This is a genomic window from Streptomyces sp. NPDC002104 (assembly GCF_053593795.1).
This window is the reverse complement of record NZ_JBSFDF010000056.1, coordinates 1-20,328: the sequence shown is the minus strand read 5'-3', so window position 1 is coordinate 20,328 and position 20,328 is coordinate 1. Positions and strand designations below refer to the sequence as shown.

The window sequence follows — 20,328 nt, the reverse complement described above, 5'->3', positions numbered from 1 at the left end:
GGGCCCGGGGCGCAGCCCCCAGAAGCAGGTCCCGGGGCGCACCCCGCAAGGAACGGGCCCGGGGCGCAGCCCCCGGAAACAGGTTCCGGGGCGCACCCCGCAAGGAACGGGCCCGGGGCGCAGCCCCCGGAAACAGGTTCCGGGGCGCAGCCCCAAGGAACAGGCCCGGGACGCAGCCCCCGGAAACAGGTTCCGGGGCGCAGCCCCAAGGAACAGGCCCGGGACGCAGCCCCCGGAAGCAGGTTCCGGGGCGCAGCCCCAAGGAACAGGCCCGGGGCGCAGCCCCCGGAAACGGGGTCCGGGGCGGAGCCCCGGGGAACGGGGGAAGGGCGGGGCGGGGAGTAGACACCGCGCAGCGGCGCAGCCCGGCCGCACACCCACCAGCCCGACTCCGCAGGAGAATGTACCCATGCCCGAAGGAGACTCCGTCTATCGCGCCGCGGCCCGCCTCCGCGAAGCCCTCGCGGGCAAGGAGCTCACCCGCTCCGACCTCCGCGTCCCCCGCTTCGCGACCGCCGACCTCACCGGCTTCACCACCCTGGAAGTCGTCCCCCGGGGCAAGCACCTCCTCATCCGCTTCGGCCCCCCGGCACCCGGCACCGGACCAGGACCCACCACGGGCACGGACCCCACCGCGGCCACAGACCCCGGCACCGGCACCGGCACCCGCCCAAGACCCACCCCCCACCCCCTCCTCACCCTCCACACCCACCTCCGCATGGACGGAACCTGGCGCATCGTCCCCACCACCGGAGCCACCACCCCCCGCACCCCACCCCGCCCACCCCGCCCACCCCACCCACCCGGCCCCGACCACGAGATCCGCGTCATCCTCGCCACCACCGACCACACCGCCTTCGGCTACCGCCTCCCCGTCGTCGAACTGCTCCGCACCGCCGACGAACACCGCGCCGTCGGCCACCTCGGCCCCGACCTGCTCGGTCCCGACTGGGACGAGGCCGTCGCCGCCGCGAACCTCCTCGCCACCCCCGCCCGCCCCCTCGGCGAGGCCCTCCTCGACCAGCGCAACCTGGCCGGCATCGGCAACATCTACAAGGCCGAGCTCTGCTTCCTCGCCCAGGTCACCCCCTGGACCCTGGTGGGCGATCTGCCGCCCACCACCCTCCCCCGTATCGCCGCCGCCGCACACCGGCTCCTCGACGCGAACAAGACCCGTCACCGCAACACCACGGGCAGCAGCCGCCGCGGCCAGGAGCTGTTCGTCTACGGCCGCGCCCCCCGCCCCTGCCTGCGCTGCGGCACCCGCGTCCGCGAGGCCGCCCAGGACGACCGTCCCACCTACTGGTGCCCCCGTTGCCAATCCGGCCCGACGCCTTAGTTGACGCCCCGTCAGATGCAGTCGTACCGTCCCCGCATGCCTACACCCAGCGCGTACGAACTCACCGGCCGCACCGCTCTGATCACCGGCGCCGCCAGCGGCATCGGCCGGGCCACCGCCGTGCTCCTCGCCGAGTCCGGAGCCGCCGTGCACTGCGCGGACCGCGACCCCCAGGGCCTCGAGGAGACCGTCGAACTCATCACCAAGGCCGGCGGCCGGGCCACCGCCCACCCCCTCGACGTCACCGACCGCGCCGCGATCAAGGCGGCGATCGCCCAGGCCGGCCCGCTCGACATCACCGCCGCGATCGCCGGGATCATGCACAGCAGCAGCGTCCTGGAGACCTCCGACGAGGACCTCGACCGGATCCTGGACATCAACTTCAAGGGGGTGCTGCGCACCTGCCAGGAGGCGGCCCGCGCCATGATCGCGGCCGGCCGGCCCGGTTCGATCATCACCATGGCCTCCGGCGCCGTGGACGCCGCCCAGCCCGGCCTGCTCTGCTACAGCGCCGCCAAGGCGGCCGTCGTCCAGCTGACCAAGACCCTCGCCACCGAGGCCGGCCCGCACGGCATCCGCGTCAACGCCGTCGCGCCGGGCTGGATCCGCACCCCGATGACCGGCCGGCACAGTCCCGAGGTCCAGGAGCAGACCGAGGCGATGATGACGCGCATGGCCCCGCTGCGCCGCGTGGGCGAGCCCGAGGACATAGCCCAGGCGGTGCTCTACCTCGCCTCGGACGCCTCGTCCTTCATGACGGGCCAGATCCTTCGCCCGAACGGTGGAGTCTCCATGCCCTGGTAACCACCCACCCGACCCGGGCCACCCCGGCCCCGACCACCCCGGCCCAGGCCACCGCAATCCCGACTACTCCGACCCGCCACCCCGACCCAGACCACCCGGCCCCGACCCCGATCACCCCGACCTCGACCCCTGGCCCTGGCCCTGGCCCCGACCCGGATTCACCCCGACCCGCTCAGCGGAGCCCGATCACCCGGCCCCCGGCTCGCCGCGCCCCGAAGCCCCCGCACCCGGCTCCCCGCCCCCCACCGACCCGGCAGCAGCCCACTCCCCGCCCTCACGCGCACGCACGCCCTCACCCGCGACACCGCCGCCACCCGCGGCTCCGCCCCCGTCACCCCGTACGCCCCCCGCCGTCCCCCGGCGGCGACGGCCACCCACCGGACCCGGCACACAGTGCACCGGCAGCAGCCCCAGCCCCCAGCCTCCGACGGCGACCGCACCCTCCACCGGCCCGGCCTCGGCCGGCGCCAGCACGAGCCGCAGCACGGCCCACCACCACAGGACGCCCACGGACAGGGCGAGCGCCAGACCCACGGGTATACCCAGCAACCGCCGCACGGCCACCTCCAGGGGCCGGAGACCCGAACGGGCCCATCCTCCCGCACCCCGCCCGCACCCGCACCCCCGTCGCACCGGCACCGACCGGCACCGACCGGCACCAGGGACACCGGGGGCACCCACACCCCCGGAACGGCAAAGAGCCCCGCCCGGCACCCAAGGGCACCGGCCGGGGCTCCGGCCACACTCATACGCTCAGCAGACACGCACGCGCACGCACACGCGCGCACGCATCACGCGGCTACGACATTCACCGCTTCCACGGGCGCCTTGATGGTCACCCGTTCCGGGCCACCCGTGACCGAGGCCACGGATACCGAATTGAGCATCGGGCGGACCGGCGCGGACACCGGTTCGCTCGCCGCGGCGGACTGGGCCAGCTCGGCGAGCGAAAGCTCGTCGCTGACTTCCCGCATCAGCTCTGACATCCGTACGTCAAGCGCGTCGCAGATCGCGGAGAGCAGCTCGGAAGATGCCTCCTTCTGCCCCCGCTCCACCTCGGAGAGATAGCCGAGCGAAACTCGGGCGGACGAGGAGACTTCGCGCAGAGTACGGCCCTGGCGCTGGCGCTGCCGACGCAGCACGTCACCCAGCAGGCGACGGAGCAGAATCATCGGTGGCTCCCTCCTCTGACCGTGTAGCCGTAACCTTCACGCCCCACCGTACCGCCTCGCGCGGCGGCCGTGCGGGGAGCGATGTCGTGTTCACTCAGGGCTGCAAACATCAAATCCCCCCGTCCTGTTCCGTATCCTGCCCCCGCAGATTCTCGCGGAGTTCGCTCGCGAGCAGCTCGAGCACTGTCCGTGCACTCTCCCTACGAATTTCCTCACGGGAGCCTTTCAACCGCAGCCGGGCCGTTTTCCTGCCCCCGGGACCCGCCACGGCGATGAAAACCGTGCCCACCGGCTGCCCGTCCTGCGGCTCGGGACCGGCCACTCCGGTGGTCGAGATGCCCCAGGAAGCGCCGAGCACGCGCCGCACTCCGGCCGCCATCTCCTCCGCGACCTGCGGGTTCACCGCGCCTTCGGCCTCCAGCAGCCCGGCGTCCACGCCCAGCACCCGGTGCTTCAGCTCGGTCGCGTACGCGGTGACGGACCCGCGGAAGGACTTGGAGGCGCCGGGGACGGCCGTGAGCTCCGCGGCGACCATGCCGCCGGTCAGTGACTCCGCAACCGCAACCGTACCGTTACTCTCCGCGAGGAGTCGCAGCACATCGGCCGCGACCGCCCGGGTGTCGGCGACGGCCCCGGCTCCATTCCGCACCGCTTCACCGGCCACCGGAGAACCGCCCGTCTCTTGCAGCACCGCGCCACGCCCCTCTTGCAGTACCGCGTCACGCCCCGGCAGGTTCACCGCGCGGCACGCTCCGCGGCGAGCCCCTTGCGCCGCAGCACGACGGCCTGGCGGATGTAGTCCAGGCCGGTCACGACGGTGAGGACGACGGCGGCGGCCATCGCCCAGAACCGCAGCGTCGCCAGCGGCCCGGTCAGCGCGAGCACGTACATGCCCACCGCCACGCCCTGGGTCAGGGTCTTCAGCTTCCCGCCCCGGCTCGCCGGAATCACTCCGTACCTGATGACCCAGAAACGCATGAGCGTGATCCCGAGTTCCCGCCCGAGGATCACCCCGGTGACCCACCAGGGCAGGTCCCCGAGCCAGGACAGACACACCAATGCCGACCCCATGATCGCCTTGTCGGCGATGGGGTCGGCGATCTTGCCGAAGTCGGTGACCAGGTTGTACGTGCGGGCCAGATGCCCGTCGAAGATGTCGGTGATCATGGCGACGGCGAACGCCGCCCACGCGAGGGCCCGCCAGACGGGGTCGTAGCCCCCGTCGGCGAGCAGCAGCATCACGAATCCCGGCACCAGGACCAGCCGGATCATCGTCAGGATGTTGGCGATGTTCCACAGACTGGCCTGATTGACCGCCGCGGCGCCCAGCTTCGCGCCGGGCGCGGGCCGGCGGCCGGTCCCGCCCGCCGCAGATGCCGGGGCTCCGGTCATCCGGCCGCCTCCTCAAGATCCACACCCAGGGGCTCCGCCACCAGGTCCACGCCCAGGGTGCCGACCACCTTCGCGGTGACGATGCGCCCCGGTACCAGGCCCGCGCCGTCCGTGAAGACGACCTGGCCGTCGGTCTCGGGCGCCTGGTGGGCGGCGCGCCCGTAGGCTCCCTCGCCGTCCTCCGCCTCGTCGATCGGGACGACCGTCTCGACGAGCACCTCCAGCGTCTCCCCGATCCGCTCCTCCGCGCGCTGCGAGGTGAGCTCCTCGGCGAGGCGCTGCATGTGGGCGAGGCGCTCGGCGACGGTGTCGGCGTCCAGCTTGTTCTCGTACGTGGCGGCCTCGGTGCCGTCCTCGTCGGAGTAGCCGAAGACGCCGATGGCGTCGAGCCGCGCGTGGGTGAGGAAGCGCTCCAGCTCGGCGAAGTCCGATTCCTTCTCGCCGGGGAAGCCGACGATGAAGTTGGACCGGACGCCGGCCGTCGGGGCCTTGGAGCGGATGGTGTCGAGCAGCTCCAGGAACCGGTCGGTGTCACCGAAGCGGCGCATGGAGCGCAGCACGTCGGGGGCCGAGTGCTGGAAGGAGAGGTCGAAGTACGGGGCGACCTTGGGAGTCGAGGTGAGGACGTCGATCAGGCCGGGCCGCATCTCGGCGGGCTGGAGGTAGCTGACGCGGACGCGCTCGATGCCGTCCACCTCGGCCAGCTCGGGCAGCAGGGTCTCCAGCAGGCGGATGTCGCCCAGGTCCTTGCCGTACGAGGTGTTGTTCTCGGAGACCAGCATGATCTCCTTGACGCCCTGCTCGGCGAGCCAGCGCGTCTCGCCCAGCACGTCGCTGGGGCGGCGGGAGATGAAGGAGCCGCGGAAGGAGGGGATGGCGCAGAAGGAGCAGCGCCGGTCGCAGCCGGAGGCCAGCTTCACGGAGGCGACGGGGCTCTTGTCCAGGCGGCGGCGCAGCGGGGCGCGCGGCCCGGAGGCGGGCGCGACGCCCTCCGGCAGGTCCGCGGGGGCGGCTGCCGGCTCCTCGGCGGGCGTCGACTGCGCGTGCCCGGGCAGGGCCACGTCGGCGTCCTGGCGCTGGGCCGGGCTGATCGGCAGCAGCTTGCGCCGGTCGCGCGGGGTGTGCGAGGCGTGGATGCCGCCGTTGAGGATGGTCTGGAGGCGGTCGGAGATGTCGGCGTAGTCGTCGAAGCCGAGCACGCCGTCGGCCTCGGGGAGCGCTTCGGCAAGTTCCTTGCCGTAGCGCTCGGCCATACAGCCGACGGCTACGACGGCCTGCGTGCGGCCGTGATCCTTGAGATCGTTGGCCTCCAGCAGGGCGTCTACGGAGTCCTTCTTGGCGGCTTCGACGAAGCCGCAGGTGTTGACGACGGCTACGTCCGCATCGGCGGCGTCCTCGACGAGCTCCCAGCCATCCGCCGCCAAGCGGCCTGCGAGCTCCTCCGAGTCCACCTCGTTACGGGCGCAGCCAAGAGTGACAAGGGCGACGGTACGGCGTTCGGGCATGGGCTCAAGACTACTTCGTCCCGGCACCGGCCCCCGCCTCCCGTCCCGGACGGCAGGATCCCCGGGGTGCGGCGCGCCACCCCGGGGATCCGGAACGTTCTATTCCCTGCTGGTCAGGCCTGCCGGTCAGCCCGCCTGGGCCTGGCCCTGACGCGGGTCGTCCTTGGTGTATGTGAGACGTTCCACCTGTCCGGGCTGGAACTCGTCCTTGATCTCCTTGCCGTTCACGAAGAGCTTCACGACCCCGGCGTCGCCGAGCACCAGGTCGATGGACTCCTTGTCCGTGAACGTCTTCGACTGACCCTGCTGGAGGGTGCCGTCGAAGAGGAGCCGGCCACTGTGGTCCTTGGCCGAGATCCAGCTCTCGCCGTCGTTGGCCGTCAGGACGACCGTGACGAGGTCCTTGGGCGCGGCGGCGATGGCACTGTCCGAAGGCTCCGGCTTGGGAGACGTGGGCGCCGGCGGTGCCTGGACCGAGGACTTGGCCGCGTTCGGGGTGGGTGCGGGCTTCGGCGCGGCGGAACCTTCCGCCACCGGCCGCTTGGCCTTCTCGTCGGCGCCGCCGAAGGCCGTGAAGCCGACGAAGCCGATCACGGCGACGATGGCGGCGACCATGGCCGCGGTCCAGTTGGGCCGCTGCCGTTCGGGGCGGATCCGCTCGGCTTCGAACATCGGCGCGGCGGGGGTGGGTGCCGGCCGGCCGCCGTGGGCCGCGTCGTACGACTCGATCAGGGGTTCCGGATCGAGCCCTACGGCACGGGCGAGCGTACGGATGTGGCCGCGGGCATAGACATCGCCGCCGCAGCGCGTGAAATCGTCGGATTCGATGGCGTGCACGATCGGAATGCGCACGCGGGTGGTGGAACTGACCTCGTCGACAGTCAGCCCGGCGGCGATCCGGGCCTTCTTGAGGGCCGTCCCGATCGACGGCTCTTCGACGGAACGTTCGACGAGGCGGTCCTCGGACCGGTCGTCGGTCGAAGGCCGTTCATCTTCGGGGGATTTGGCGTTGCCGATGGACACGAGGGCGCCTTTCGAGCGTGTAGCCACCTGCTGGAAGTCCAGTCTAGGGGGGTGACGAAAGGGTGGAGCAACCGGAGGGGCGCCTCCCTACGCCATACGAATGGCCAGGGGGCTCCCGCCCGGTGCGGCGACCCGGAACGGACCGCCACCTCCCTCAACTAGACACGCGAGCGGGGGAAACGGTTGCCCCCGATCCTTTGCCCGTTACTCGGGAGTCTCCCCGCGGATCACCGCGAGCACGCCGTCCAGCTCGTCGGCCTTCAGCAGCACGTCGCGCGCCTTCGATCCCTCGCTCGGTCCGACGATGCCCCGCGACTCCATCAGGTCCATCAGCCGCCCGGCCTTCGCGAACCCGACCCGCAGCTTGCGCTGGAGCATCGAGGTGGATCCGAACTGCGTGGACACGACCAGCTCGGCCGCCTGGCACAGCAGGTCCAGGTCGTCGCCGATCTCCTCGTCGATCTCCTTCTTCTGCTTCTGCCCGACCGTGACGTCGTTGCGGAAGACCGGCGCCATCTGGTCCTTGCAGTGCTGCACGATCCCGGCGATCTCGTCCTCGGTGACGAAGGCGCCCTGGAGGCGCACCGGCTTGTTCGCGCCCATCGGGAGGAACAGTCCGTCGCCCTTGCCGATGAGCTTCTCCGCACCCGGCTGGTCGAGGATGACGCGGCTGTCGGCGAGCGAGGAGGTGGCGAAGGCCAGCCGCGAGGGCACGTTCGCCTTGATCAGACCGGTCACCACGTCCACCGAGGGCCGCTGGGTCGCGAGCACCAGGTGGATGCCGGCCGCGCGGGCCAGCTGGGTGATGCGGACGATCGAGTCCTCCACGTCGCGCGGGGCCACCATCATCAGGTCGGCGAGCTCGTCGACGATCACCAGCAGGTACGGGTAGGGGCTGAGCTCCCGCTCGCTGCCCGGCGGCAGTTTGATCTTGCCGTCGCGGATCGCCTGGTTGAAGTCGTCGATGTGCCGGTACCCGAAGGCCGCCAGGTCGTCGTAGCGCAGGTCCATCTCGCGCACGACCCACTGGAGCGCCTCGGCGGCCCGCTTGGGGTTGGTGATGATCGGCGTGATCAGGTGCGGGATGCCCTCGTACGCCGTCAGCTCGACGCGCTTGGGGTCCACGAGCACCATCCGGACGTCCTCCGGGGTGGCCCGCACCATCACCGAGGTGATCAGGCAGTTGATGCAGGAGGACTTTCCGGAACCGGTGGCTCCGGCGACCAGGACGTGCGGCATCTTCGCCAGGTTGGCCATGACGTAGCCGCCCTCGACGTCCTTGCCGAGCGCCACCAGCATCGGGTGGTCGTCCTCGGCGGCGTCCGCCAGCCGCAGCACGTCCCCCAGGTTGACCATCTCGCGGTCGGTGTTCGGGATCTCGATGCCGACCGCCGACTTGCCCGGGATCGGGCTGATGATGCGCACGTCGGGCGAGGCCACGGCGTAGGCGATGTTCTTCGCCAGCGCCGTGATCCGCTCGACCTTCACGGCCGGGCCCAGCTCCACCTCGTAGCGGGTCACCGTCGGGCCCCGGGTGAAGCCGGTGACCTTGGCGTCGACCTTGAACTCCATGAACACGTTCGTCAGCGAGGCCACGACCGCGTCGTTCGCGGCGCTGCGGGTCTTGCCCGGCCCGCCCTTCTCCAGCAGGTCCAGCGAGGGCAGGGAGTACGTGATGTCCCCGCGCAGCTGGAGCTGCTCGGCGCGGGGCGGCAGCGCCTGGGCCGGCGGCGGGGTCTTGGTCAGGTCGGGAACGGACAGCGTCCCGGAGGCCGCCGCGGTGCTGTCGTGCGGCGGAGCCGCCGCATCGGCGGCCCTCTCCTCACGAACGGCCTCGCGGGCGCCCTTCTCCTCGCGCGCGGGCCCCTCCTCCCGGGCCGGGGGAACCGGAGCGGTGATCTCCGAACCTTCGCGGCCTTCGCGCTCCGCCGAGATGCCCTGCGTGAGGTCGGCGACCAGCGGGGAGGGCGGCATCCCGCCGTAGACCACCCCGTCCAGTGCGGCGGCGGCCGCCGCGGCCACGTCGACGGCGTCCATCCCACGGTCCATGGCCGGCCGGCCCGCGGCCCGCCGGGGGCGCCGCCGCCGGGCGAGCGCCTCCTCCTCGGCGGACTGGACCGGGTCCGCCGGGCCCCCGGCCCCGGAGCGGGCCCGCCACTGCTCGGCATCGTGCCGGTCGGCCGCGGCCGAGGCGGCGCCCGAGGGGTCCGCGTAATCGGCGTACTCGGCGTCGTGTTCGTTCGGAGCGATGACCCCGAGCCGGATCCCCGCGCTCCGCAGCCGCTGCGGGATCGCGTTGACGGGGGTGGCGGTGACCACCAGCAGCCCGAAGACGGTGAGCAGCACCAGCATCGGCACGGCCAGCGGCGCGCCCATCGTGAAGATCAGCGGCTTCGAGGCGCCCCAGCCGATCAGCCCGCCGGCGTTCTGCATGGCGGTGGTGCCCTCGTCGCGCCCGGGGGCTCCGCAGGCGATGTGCACGAGCCCCAGGACTCCGATGACGAGCGCGGAGAGCCCGATGCCGATGCGGCCGTTGGCGTCGGCCTGTTCGGGATGGCGGATGAAACGTACCGCCATGACGCCGAGCAGGACCGGCACGAGCAGATCGAGCCGGCCGAAGGCGCCGGTGACCAGCATGGTCACCAGGTCCCCGACGGGCCCGCTCAGGTTCGACCAGGTCCCGGCGGCGACGATCAGCGCGAGCGCGAGCAGCAGCAGGGCGAGGCCGTCCTTGCGGTGGGCCGGGTCGAGGTTCTTCGCCCCCTGGCCGATCCCGCGGAAGATCGCGCCGACGGCGTGCGCGATGCCGAGCCAGAAGGCGCGCACCAGCCGCAGCACTCCCCCGGTGGGGGACGGCGCGGGCTTGGGCGCGACCTTCCTGACGGGGCCGCGCCTGGCCGCGGCGGCCGCCTTCTTCGCGGGCGGCTTGCGCGCTGGGGCAGCCTTCTTCGCCGGCGCCGTCGTACGGCCGGTGCGGCCCTTCGCGGTGCCCGCCGTGCTCTGGGAACCCTTACCGGACGTACTTGAGGCCATGCGCCCGAGGTTACCGGTGCGCGCGCCGGTGGACACGCGTGCCCACCCCTTCACCCGTTCGTGTCGTTCCGCGTCCCGGCTGACGGACACCCGCGCCCTCGGCCCGTACCGGCGGCCCGATCTGACGCTGCGCCAGACCTGACGCCCCGCCAGCCGGGCCCGCACGCGGCCCTCCCGAGCCGCGAACGACCTGCGAGCAGGCCGCCGACGGCCTCCGCGGACCTCAGCCCTGAGCCGGCAGTACGGCCGCCCCGCCGCCGGTCCCCGGCTCCAGCGCGTCGAGCGCCCGCCGCAGCCCGGTGAGCTTGCGCTCCAGGTGGGCCGCGGTGGCCACCACCGAGGGATCGGCCGCTTCCTCGCCGAGCTGCTTGGTCAGCGCCTCCGCCTGCTCCTCCACCGCGGCGAGCCGCGCGGAGAGCTCGGCCAGCAGGCCGGCCGTCTCCTTCGAGCCGTCCACCGCGCCGTTGGAGCCGCCGCCCTCGAGCTGGAGCCTCAGCAGCGCCGCCTGCTCGCGCAGTTGGCAGTTCTTCGTATACAGCTCGACGAACACCGAGACCTTGGCCCGCAGCACCCACGGGTCGAAGGGCTTGGAGATGTAGTCCACCGCGCCCGCCGCGTACCCGCGGAAGGTGTGGTGCGGACCGTGGTTGATCGCCGTCAGGAAGATGATCGGGATGTCCCGGGTCCGTTCCCGCCGCTTGATGTGCGCGGCCGTCTCGAATCCGTCCATGCCCGGCATCTGCACATCGAGCAGGATCACCGCGAAATCGTCCGTCAGCAGCGCCTTGAGCGCTTCCTCCCCCGACGACGCCCGGACCAGTGTCTGATCGAGCGCGGAGAGGATGGCCTCCAGCGCCAGCAGATTCTCCGGCCGGTCGTCGACCAGGAGGATCTTGGCCTTCTGCACCATGCCCTGTCCTCCTCGCCCCGGCATGGGGCCTCCCCGGCTCCAGGCTCCGGCCTGTGCGCCGGGCCCCGCCCCAGAGGACGGCATCCTTGCGCCGTCCGTCCTTGTGCCGGTCATCGTAGCCCCAGTCCCGAGATCGCCACACCCTGTCACCAAGATGTCACAGCGCACGAAGCGGAAACGTGCCGGACGGGCGGAAGGTTCCCCCCGGGGTCCCCCCGGGGTCCCCCGGGAATCGCCCTCCGCCCGGCCGGTCACGCTCCGGCCCCGCGCATGTGCCCTTCCATGACCGACAGCAGGTAGTCGGGCTCGACCGGCTTGGTCACGTAGTCCGAGGCACCGGACTCGATCGCCTTCTCCCGGTCCCCCTTCATGGCCTTCGCCGTCAGCGCGATGATCGGCAGCCCCTCGAACTGGGGCATCCGCCGGATCGCCGAGGTCGTCGCGTACCCGTCCATCTCCGGCATCATGATGTCCATCAGCACGAGCGCCACGTCGTCGTGCTGCTCCAGGACCTCGATGCCCTCCCGGCCGTTCTCCGCGTACAGCACGGCCAGGCCGTGCTGTTCCAGCACGCTGGTCAGCGCGAACACGTTGCGCACGTCGTCGTCCACGATCAGCACCCGCTCGCCGTGGAAGTCGTACGTCCGCGGCGCCTGGGGCAGCGGCTCGTCGACGGCCCACGCCTCCGCCTCGCCCTGTCCGGGCACCTCCGCCCGCAGCGGCGGCTCGGCCATCGCCTTGCGCCGCCGCCGGAACAGCGCCGACGAGCCCTGCCCGGCCGGCTCCCCGGCCCGCGGCGGCGCCGTCGGCCCCCCGGACGCCACGGGGCCCTGCGCCACCGGCGCCGCCGGCAGCTCGGGCCGCGCCTCCTCGGCGGCCGGGCGGCGGTACAGCTCCCCGCGCGCCCCGCCGGGCGTCGGCGGCGCGTACCCCTGCGGGGGCAGCTCGCTCGGGTGCAGCGGCAGGTACAGGGTGAAGGTGGACCCGCGGCCCGGCTCGCTCGCCGCGTGGATCTCCCCGCCCAGCAGCCGGGCGATCTCCCGGCTGATGGACAGCCCGAGGCCGGTGCCGCCGTACTTGCGGCTGGTGGTCCCGTCGGCCTGCTTGAACGCCTCGAAGATCACCAGCATCTTGCTCGCGGCGATCCCGATCCCGGTGTCGGTCACCGAGAAGGCGATCAGGTCGGCGTCGGCCTCCCGCAGCGAACCGGCCTCCAGGAGCTGCTCGCGGATCGCGATGGGCACATCGGCCCCGGCGGGCCGGATCACCAGCTCCACCGCCCCGGTGTCGGTGAACTTCACCGCGTTCGACAGCAGGTTGCGCAGCACCTGGAGCAGCCGCTGCTCGTCGGTGTGCAGGGTCGCCGGGAGCTCCGGGGAGACCCGTACCGAGAAGTCGAGCCCCTTCTCCGCCGTCAGCGGCCGGAAGGTGGCCTCCACGTAATCGACGAGCTGGACCAGCGCGATCCGCGTCGGGGAGACGTCCATCTTCCCGGCTTCGACCTTCGACAGGTCGAGGATGTCGTTGATCAGCTGGAGCAGGTCGGAGCCGGCTCCGTGGATGGTCTCGGCGAACTCCACCTGCTTGGGCGAGAGGTTCTCGTCCGCGTTGTCGGCGAGCAGCTTGGCCAGGATCAGCAGGGAGTTGAGCGGGGTCCGCAGCTCGTGCGACATGTTCGCCAGGAACTCGCTCTTGTACCGCATCGAGACCGCGAGCTGCTCGGCACGCTCCTCCAGGACCTGCCGGGCCTCCTCGATCTCGGTGTTCTTCACCTCGATGTCCCGGTTCTGCTGGGCCAGCAGCTCGGCCTTCTCCTCCAGTTCGGCGTTGGCGGCCTGGAGGGCCTTCTGCCGGTTCTCCAGCTCGTCGGAGCGCTCGCGCAGCTGCTCGGTCATCTCCTGCGACTGCTTGAGCAGCATCTCCGTCTTGGAGTTGACGGAGATGGTGTTGACGCTCGTACCGATCATCTCGGCAATCTGGCTGAGGAAGTCCTTCTGGATCTGCGTGAAGGGCTGGAAGGAGGCCAGCTCGATGACGCCGAGCACCTTCCCCTCGAAGAGCACCGGCAGCACGATCACGTGCGCGGGCGGGGCCTCGCCGAGCCCGGAGGAGATCTTCAGGTAGCCGGGCGGGGTGTTCTCGATGAGCACCATCCGCTTCTCCTCGGCGACCATGCCGATGAGCCCCTCCCCCGGCCGGAAGGAGATGGGCATCTGCCCGCCGGCGTACGCGTAACTCCCGCGCATCCGCAGCTCGTACGAGCCGTCCGCGCCCCCGTCTGTCCCGATCTCGGTGGTGCCCCCGGTCGGCAGCACCAGGAAGAACGCCCCGTGCTGCGCGGAGACCACCGGGGTCAGCTCGCTCATGATCAGCGAGGCCACGTCGTCGAGCTCGCGGCGGCCCTGCATCAGGGCGGAGATGCGGGCGAGGTTGCCCTTGAGCCAGTCCTGCTCCTTGTTGGCCAAGGTGGTGTCGCGCAGGTTGGCGATCATCGTGTTGAGGTTGTCCTGGAGGACCTGGATCTCGCCGGCCGCGTCCACGTCGATCTTCAGGTTGAGATCGCCCCGCGTCACCGCCGTGGCCACGGCCGCGATGGCACGCACCTGCCGGGTGAGGTTCCCGGCCATCTCGTTCACGGACTCGGTCAGGTCCCGCCAGGTGCCGTCCACGTCCCGCACCCGGGCCTGGCCGCCGAGGATGCCCTCGGTGCCCACCTCGCGGGCCACCCGCGTCACCTGGTCGGCGAACGACGACAGCTGGTCGACCATCGTGTTGATCGTGGTCTTGAGCTCCAGGATCTCCCCGCGCGCGTCGATGTCGATCTTCTTGGTCATGTCGCCCTTGGCGATGGCGGTCGTGACCATGGCGATCTGCCGCACCTGGCCGGTGAGGTTGGACGCCATGAAGTTCACCGAGTCGGTGAGGTCCTTCCAGGTACCGGAGACCCCGGGCACGTGCGCCTGGCCGCCGAGGCGGCCCTCCGTACCCACCTCGCGGGCCACGCGCGTGACCTCGTCGGCGAACGAGGACAGGGTCTTGACCATGGTGTTGACGGTGTCGGCGAGCTGCGCGACCTCGCCGCGCGCCTCGACGGTGACCGTCTTGGTCAGGTCGCCGTTGGCCACCGCCGTCGAGACCTGCGCGATCCCGCGCACCTGGGCGGTCAGATTGCCGGCCATGGTGTTGACGTTGTCGCTGAGGTCCTTCCAGATGCCGGTGACCCCGCGCACCCGGGCCTGGCCGCCGAGGATGCCCTCGGTACCCACCTCGCGGGCCACCCGCGTCACCTGCTCGGCGAAGGACGACAGCTGGTCCACCATCGTGTTGACCGTGGTGACGAGCTCCAGGATCTCGCCCTTGGCATCGACGGTGATCTTCTTGGAGAGGTCGCCCATGGCGACCGCCGTGGTCACCTCGGCGATGTTGCGCACCTGCGAGGTCAGGTTGTTCGCCATGAAGTTGACGGACTGGGTGAGGTCCTTCCAGGTGCCGGAGACGCCCTTCACCTCGGCCTGGCCGCCCAGGATGCCCTCGGTACCCACCTCCCGGGCCACCCGGGTCACCTGCTCCGCGAAGTTCGAGAGCTGGTCCACCATCGTGTTGAGGGTGTTCTTCAGCTCCAGGATCTCACCCCGGGCGTCGACCTCGATCTTCTGCGACAGGTCGCCGCGCGCCACCGCGGTGGCGACCTGCGCGATGTTGCGCACCTGGGACGTCAGGTTCCCGGCCATGCCGTTCACGGAGTCCGTCAGGTCACGCCATACGCCGGCCACGCCGGGCACCTGCGCCTGACCGCCGAGCCGGCCCTCCGTACCCACGTCCCGGGCCACCCGGGTCACCTGCTCGGCGAAGGCCGAGAGCTGGTCGACCATCGTGTTGATGGTGTTCTTCAGCTCCAGGATCTCGCCGCGCGCGTCCACGTCGATCTTCTGGGAGAGGTCGCCGCGGGCCACGGCCGTGGTCACCTGGGCGATCTGGCGCACCTGGGAGGTCAGGTTCCCGGCCATGAAGTTGACGGAGTCGGTGAGCTCCTTCCAGGTGCCGGACACCCCCTCGACCCGCGCCTGGCCGCCGAGCCGGCCCTCCGTGCCCACGTCCCGCGCCATCCGCGTGACCTGGTCGGCGAAGGAGGACAGCTGGTCCACCATCGTGTTCACGGTGTTCTTCAGCTGGAGCATCTCGCCGGAGACGTCGACCGTGACCTTCTGCGACAGGTCGCCGTTGGCCACCGCCGTCGTCACCTGGGCGATGTTGCGGACCTGCCCGGTGAGGTTGCGGAAGGCCGTGTTCACCGAGTCGGTGAGGTCCTTCCACGTTCCGGCCGCGCCCGGCACCTGCGCCTGGCCGCCCAGCTCGCCCTCCACGCCGACCTCACGGGCCACGCGCGTCACTTCGGCACCGAAGGACTGGAGCTGGTCCACCATCGTGTTGACGGTGTTCTTCAGCTCCAGCATCTCGCCGGCCACGTTCACGGTGACCTTCTGCGACAGGTCGCCGTTGGCCACCGCCGTCGTCACCTGCGCGATGTCGCGCACCTGCGTGGTGAGGTTGCGGAAGACCGTGTTCACCGAGTCGGTGAGGTCCTTCCACGTCCCGGCCGCGCCCGGCACCTGCGCCTGCCCGCCGAGCAGGCCCTTGGCCCCGACCTCGCTGGCCACGCGCGTGACCTCGTCCGCGAAGGTCCGTAGCGTCTCGGTCATCTGGTTGATCGTTTCGGCCAGCTGCGCGACCTCGCCGCGCGCGCTGACCCGGACCTTCTGCGACAGGTCGCCGTTGGCCACCGCCGTGGTCACCTGGGCGATGCCGCGCACCTGGGCCGTCAGGTTGCCCGCCATCGTGTTGACGGAGTCCGTGAGGTCCTTCCACACGCCCGCGACCCCGGGCACCTTCGCCTGGCCGCCGAGCTCGCCCTCCGTGCCCACCTCGCGGGCCACGCGGGTCACCTCGGAGGAGAACGAGGAGAGCTGGTCGACCATCGTGTTGACGGTGTTCTTCAGCTGCAGCATCTCGCCGGCCACGTGCACCGTGACCTTGCGCGACAGATCGCCCTTGGCCACCGCCGTCGTCACGAGAGCAATGTCACGCACCTGGGCGGTGAGCCGGTACGCCATCGTGTTGACGGAGTCGGTCAGATCCTTCCAGGATCCCGACATTCCGCGTACCTGCGCCTGGCCGCCGAGCTTGCCCTCGGTGCCCACCTCCAGCGCCACCCGCGTCACCTCGTCGGTGAACGCGGAGAGCTGGTCGACCAGGTTGTTGACCGTCCGCCCGACCTTCAGGAACTCCCCGCGCAGCGGGTGCCCGGCACCCTCCGCGGCCTGGGTCCGCAGGTCCATGCGCTGGTCGAGATCACCCTCCGCGACCGCCGACAGCACCCGGCCCACCTCGGACACCGGCCGGGCGAGATCGTCCACCAGCTGGTTCGAGGCATCGATCGCGGCCGCCCAGGAGCCCTCACAGGCACCTGTTTCCAGCCGTTCGCTGAGCTTTCCCTCGCGGCCGACCATCCGCCGCACCCGGGACAGTTCCCCGGTCAGGTGGAGATTGCGGTCGGCGACCTCGTTGTAGACGGCGGCGATCTCCGCCATCACCCCGTCGCCGGACACCGTGAGGCGCTTGCGGAAGTTACCGTCCCGCATCGACACCAGGGCCGTGAGCAGCCTGTTCAGGGCCGCGGTGTCGACCTCCGTCGTCGTGCCCCGCCGGGAGCGTCCTCCCTTCGGGCGCGTTCCCGTACGCCGTACCGCCGCGCCAGCCTCCACCGTGTCCCTCCCGAAAGGGTCGACCGCTGTTCCACCGGGCATCTTGTTCATCAGACTGCGCCCACTCACGCCGTGCCCATCAACTACCTGACTTCAAGCCTGCCCAGTGTTTCACCCCGTCCGAACCCGGCCATAACACTCCGGCACCATCGCACACCGTCCGCACCCTGCGGGTGGATTCCCGGACGACGGCACCATGGCGACCGCGAAGGTAAGTAACCTGGCATCCGTTGTCCACCGCGTCGAAGGAGACTTGTGATCACGGCACGGGCGGCTGCCAGTTTCGATCCACAGGGGCGTTCGGTCGCTGCTGCCCGCGCATTCGTCCGCGACACCCTCCAGGGCTGGGGTTTCGCGGACATCGTCGACGACGCGGTGGTCCTCACCAGCGAGCTCGTCACGAACGCCGTGGTCCACGCCGGGACCCGCGCGGAAGTCCTGTGCCTGCGCACCGAGGACGGCGTACGGGTCGAGGTCGCCGACCGCTACCCGGAGCGCGAGCTCCCGCTCCAGCACCCGGGCGACCGCCCGTACGCGGACCCCGACCGGGAGAACGGCCGCGGGCTCATGCTCTGCGCCGCCCTCGCCACCCGCTGGGGCGTCGAGTACACGGCCGCGCACAAGCACGTCTGGTTCCGGCTCGACATGCCGGACCGTCCGGTCGGTACCCGCTCCGCGGGCCCCGTCGTCCCCGACCAGCTCCTCCCCCTGACCGACAGCCGGGTCCGCGTCGCCGTCCTGCAGATCGACTCCGCCGGCATCGTCTCCGCCTGGAACGAGGACGCCGAGATCATCTTCGGCCACCTCGCCTCGAAGGCGGTCGGCCGCCCGCTCGCCGAGCTCGCGGCCTGGCCGCAGACCCCCGGCACGGGCACCGGCATCGCCGAGGCCCTGCGCCTGTCCCGCTGGGAGGGCAGCTACGGCATCCGCGGCGCCGACGGCCGCGTCATCCCGGTCTACGCCTCCCACCTGCGGGTCCGCGATGCCCACGGCGAGCCCTCCATCGTCTGCCTGCTGGTGCACGACGACGAGCGCGCCCTGCTGCAGAGCCCCGTACGGACCCCCATGGACGGCGGCCACCTGGCCGAGACCCGCCCCACGGACCCCTTCGAGATCTTCATCGGCTCCCCGGCACCCGACGACCTCGACGGGCTCCTCCAGCGCACCGTGGAGCGCGCCCGCGACCTCCTCGACGCCGACTCCGCCTTCCTCCTCCTCGCCACCGACGACGAGACCGAGCTGGAGGTCCGCGCCACCACCGGCCTGCCCTCCACCCGCCAGCGCTTCGCCCGCGTCCCCGTCGAAGCCGGCACCAACCGCTACGGCAGCGCCCGCATGCCCGCCGTCCACGAGGACCTCGTCGTCGTCCCCGGCGCGGTACCCCTCCTGGAAGCCACCGGCATGCGCTCCGCCATCACCGTCCCCCTCAAGGTCGAGGGCCGCCTCACCGGTTCCCTGGGAGTCGCCGCCGAGATCCCGGGCCGCTACTCCAACGACGACGCCCTGCGCCTGCAGTTCGCCGCGGACCGCATCGCCCTCGCCGTGGAGTCCGCCCGCCTCGGTGAACTCGAACGACTGCGCCGCGGCTCGCTCTCCTTCCTGGTGGAGGCCTCCGACCTGCTCGCCGGCACCCTCGACCGGGACCAGACCCTGGCCCTCATGGCCCAGATGACCGTCCCCACCCTCGCCACCTGGTGCGCCGTGTACACCATCGCCGACCCGGCCTCCGACCCGTTCCTCTCCTACGTCCTGCACGAGGACGAGGAACGCATCGACGGCCTCAAGGCCCTGCTCTCCCAGGTCAGCCCGCCCGAGCCGGTCCGCGAGTCCGGTGCCCGTCCCTGGCCCGAGACCTCCCTGGCGGTCGGCGGGGAGACCGTGGTCCTCCCGCTCCTCGCCCGCAACCGCGTCATCGGCATGCTGACCCTCGGCAAGCCCTCCGAGGAGCACTTCCGCCAGGAGATCCTCGAACTCGCCGAGGACCTGTCCCGCCGCGCCGCCCTCGCCCTGGACAACGCCCGCCTGTACTCCGAGCGCACCGCCATCAGCCGCTCGCTCCAGCGCAGCCTGCTGCCGCCCGGCTCCCCCAGCATCCCCGGCATCGAGGTCGAGGTCATCTACCGCGCCGCCGGCGAGGGCAACGAGGTGGGCGGCGACTTCTACGACGTCTTCCCGATCCGCCCCGGCGTCTACGGGTTCGCCATCGGCGACGTCTGCGGTACGGGCCCCGAGGCGGCCGCCGTCACCGGCCTGGCCCGCCACGCCCTGCGCCTCCTGGCCCGCGAGGGCCTCGGCGGCCCCGCCGTACTGGAACGCCTCAACGCGGCGATCCTCGACGAGGGCGACCGCAGCCGCTTCCTCACCCTCCTGTACGGCGAGCTGCACCCGCAGCCCGACGGCGGCGCCCACATGAAGGTCGTCTGCGCGGGCCACCCGCTGCCGCTGCGCCTGCGCCCGAACGGCGAGGTGACCTCCGCCGCCGATCCGCAGCCCCTCCTGGGCGTCCTCGACGACCTCGACCTCTACGAGCAGACCCTCACCCTGGACCCGGGCGACGTCCTCCTCTGTGTCACCGACGGCATCACCGAACGCCGTGAAGGCACCCGCATGCTCGGCGACGACGGCCTCGCCGAGGTCCTCACCACCTGTACGGGCCTCACCGCCGGCGCCGTGGCCTCCCGCGTCCTGCGCGCGGTGGAACGCTTCGCCGCCGAGCCGGCCTCCGACGACATGGCCATCCTCGCCTTCCGCATCCCCCGGCAGCGCGACGGCGACTGAGCACCGCCGCGCCACCCGGCCTACCGACGGGGCCCCGGCACGAGGATCATGAACGACGGGGCCGCCATTTCCCCGGTCCAGTGCGCGTCGCCCGTCTCGACGACCTCGTCACGGCCGGCGCCGCGGAGGGAAGAGGCCACGGACGGGGACGTGGGGGCGTTGTCGCCGGTCAGAGCCGTCCGGACCGTGTGGGCGAGGTGTCGAATCCGTTCGCTGCTCATGAGGTGCCTCCCGTGGATCGAGGTGCGTGTGACTCCTGCTGATCCCATTGCGCCCCGCGAGCGGCCCCCGGTCACGGTCCGAAGATTCGGGGCTTGACGAGAAGCCCGGGACCCCCTCACACGCGAAAGGGCCCCCGCCACACGGCAGAGGCCCTCTGAACAACACCATCGTCAAACGCAAAAAGGCCCCCGCCAATGGCGGGGGCCTTCTCGTGTGGAGCCCTTTAACGGAATCGAACCGTTGACCTTCTCCTTACCATGGAGACGCTCTACCGACTGAGCTAAAAGGGCGGGTTGTTCGGCGGCGTCCTACTCTCCCACAGGGTCCCCCCTGCAGTACCATCGGCGCTGAAAGGCTTAGCTTCCGGGTTCGGAATGTAAACCGGGCG

At 71.6% G+C, this 20,328-nt stretch carries 13 protein-coding genes, 1 tRNA gene and 1 rRNA gene; 3 read left to right on the top strand and 12 right to left on the bottom strand.

Annotated features, from left to right (window positions below; all coding sequences use genetic code 11):
• The first annotated feature begins 409 nt into the window (after nucleotides 1-409).
• Both ACWCP2_RS32440 and ACWCP2_RS32435 read left to right on the top strand, forming a co-directional pair.
• Nucleotides 410-1,339, top strand: a complete 930-nt coding sequence (locus tag ACWCP2_RS32440; RefSeq protein ID WP_450912135.1) for a zinc finger domain-containing protein — start codon at nucleotides 410-412, stop codon at nucleotides 1,337-1,339.
• A 36-nt stretch (nucleotides 1,340-1,375) separates the two neighbouring features.
• The gene (locus ACWCP2_RS32435) at nucleotides 1,376-2,143 is read left to right on the top strand and encodes an SDR family NAD(P)-dependent oxidoreductase (protein ID WP_450912134.1); all 768 of its coding nucleotides are present in this window, start codon (nucleotides 1,376-1,378) and stop codon (nucleotides 2,141-2,143) included.
• Nucleotides 2,144-2,329: 186 nt separating this feature from the next.
• Here ACWCP2_RS32435 and ACWCP2_RS32430 read toward each other — a convergent pair whose 3' ends face one another.
• The 9 genes from ACWCP2_RS32430 to ACWCP2_RS32390 all read right to left on the bottom strand — a co-directional run bounded on the left by ACWCP2_RS32430 (nucleotide 2,330) and on the right by ACWCP2_RS32390 (nucleotide 16,940).
• Nucleotides 2,330-2,701 carry a hypothetical protein gene (locus ACWCP2_RS32430; protein ID WP_450912133.1) on the bottom strand — a complete coding sequence of 124 codons (372 nt, stop codon included), beginning with the start codon at nucleotides 2,699-2,701 and terminating at the stop codon, nucleotides 2,330-2,332.
• Between the two features lie 233 nt (nucleotides 2,702-2,934).
• A complete protein-coding gene (locus ACWCP2_RS32425) occupies nucleotides 2,935-3,315 on the bottom strand; it encodes a helix-turn-helix domain-containing protein (protein WP_112451800.1) in 381 nt (126 codons plus the stop codon).
• A gap of 109 nt (nucleotides 3,316-3,424) precedes the next feature.
• The gene (locus ACWCP2_RS32420; RefSeq protein ID WP_450912158.1) at nucleotides 3,425-3,964 is read right to left on the bottom strand and encodes a CinA family protein; all 540 of its coding nucleotides are present in this window, start codon (nucleotides 3,962-3,964) and stop codon (nucleotides 3,425-3,427) included.
• A gap of 86 nt (nucleotides 3,965-4,050) precedes the next feature.
• A complete protein-coding gene (pgsA, locus tag ACWCP2_RS32415; RefSeq protein WP_450912132.1) occupies nucleotides 4,051-4,707 on the bottom strand; it encodes a CDP-diacylglycerol--glycerol-3-phosphate 3-phosphatidyltransferase in 657 nt (218 codons plus the stop codon).
• Nucleotides 4,704-6,212 (bottom strand): 30S ribosomal protein S12 methylthiotransferase RimO, encoded by a 1,509-nt coding sequence (gene rimO / locus ACWCP2_RS32410; RefSeq protein ID WP_450912131.1) that lies wholly within the window; start codon nucleotides 6,210-6,212, stop codon nucleotides 4,704-4,706. Before rimO ends, pgsA begins: the two co-directional genes overlap by 4 nt.
• A 126-nt stretch (nucleotides 6,213-6,338) precedes the next feature.
• On the bottom strand, nucleotides 6,339-7,235 hold the full coding sequence (locus ACWCP2_RS32405) for a RodZ domain-containing protein (protein WP_450912130.1): 897 nt from the start codon (nucleotides 7,233-7,235) through the stop codon (nucleotides 6,339-6,341).
• Between the two features lie 204 nt (nucleotides 7,236-7,439).
• Nucleotides 7,440-10,268 carry a DNA translocase FtsK gene (locus ACWCP2_RS32400; RefSeq protein ID WP_450912129.1) on the bottom strand — a complete coding sequence of 943 codons (2,829 nt, stop codon included), beginning with the start codon at nucleotides 10,266-10,268 and terminating at the stop codon, nucleotides 7,440-7,442.
• A gap of 223 nt (nucleotides 10,269-10,491) precedes the next feature.
• A complete protein-coding gene (locus ACWCP2_RS32395) occupies nucleotides 10,492-11,178 on the bottom strand; it encodes a response regulator (RefSeq protein ID WP_450912128.1) in 687 nt (228 codons plus the stop codon).
• A gap of 251 nt (nucleotides 11,179-11,429) precedes the next feature.
• Complete coding sequence (locus tag ACWCP2_RS32390) at nucleotides 11,430-16,940, bottom strand: HAMP domain-containing protein (RefSeq protein ID WP_450912127.1); 5,511 nt, start codon at nucleotides 16,938-16,940, stop codon at nucleotides 11,430-11,432.
• Between the two features lie 255 nt (nucleotides 16,941-17,195).
• On the opposite strand from ACWCP2_RS32390, the gene ACWCP2_RS32385 reads away from it, so the two are divergent.
• Nucleotides 17,196-19,718, top strand: a complete 2,523-nt coding sequence (locus tag ACWCP2_RS32385; RefSeq protein ID WP_450912126.1) for a SpoIIE family protein phosphatase — start codon at nucleotides 17,196-17,198, stop codon at nucleotides 19,716-19,718.
• A gap of 20 nt (nucleotides 19,719-19,738) precedes the next feature.
• Here the strand turns inward: ACWCP2_RS32385 and ACWCP2_RS32380 are convergent, their stop codons facing one another.
• From ACWCP2_RS32380 to rrf, 3 genes are all read right to left on the bottom strand, one after another.
• Nucleotides 19,739-19,939, bottom strand: a complete 201-nt coding sequence (locus tag ACWCP2_RS32380; RefSeq protein WP_450912125.1) for a hypothetical protein — start codon at nucleotides 19,937-19,939, stop codon at nucleotides 19,739-19,741.
• Between the two features lie 215 nt (nucleotides 19,940-20,154).
• Nucleotides 20,155-20,230, bottom strand: a tRNA-Thr gene (locus ACWCP2_RS32375).
• Nucleotides 20,231-20,235: 5 nt separating this feature from the next.
• Nucleotides 20,236-20,328, bottom strand: a 5S ribosomal RNA gene (rrf, locus tag ACWCP2_RS32370); the annotation flags it as partial.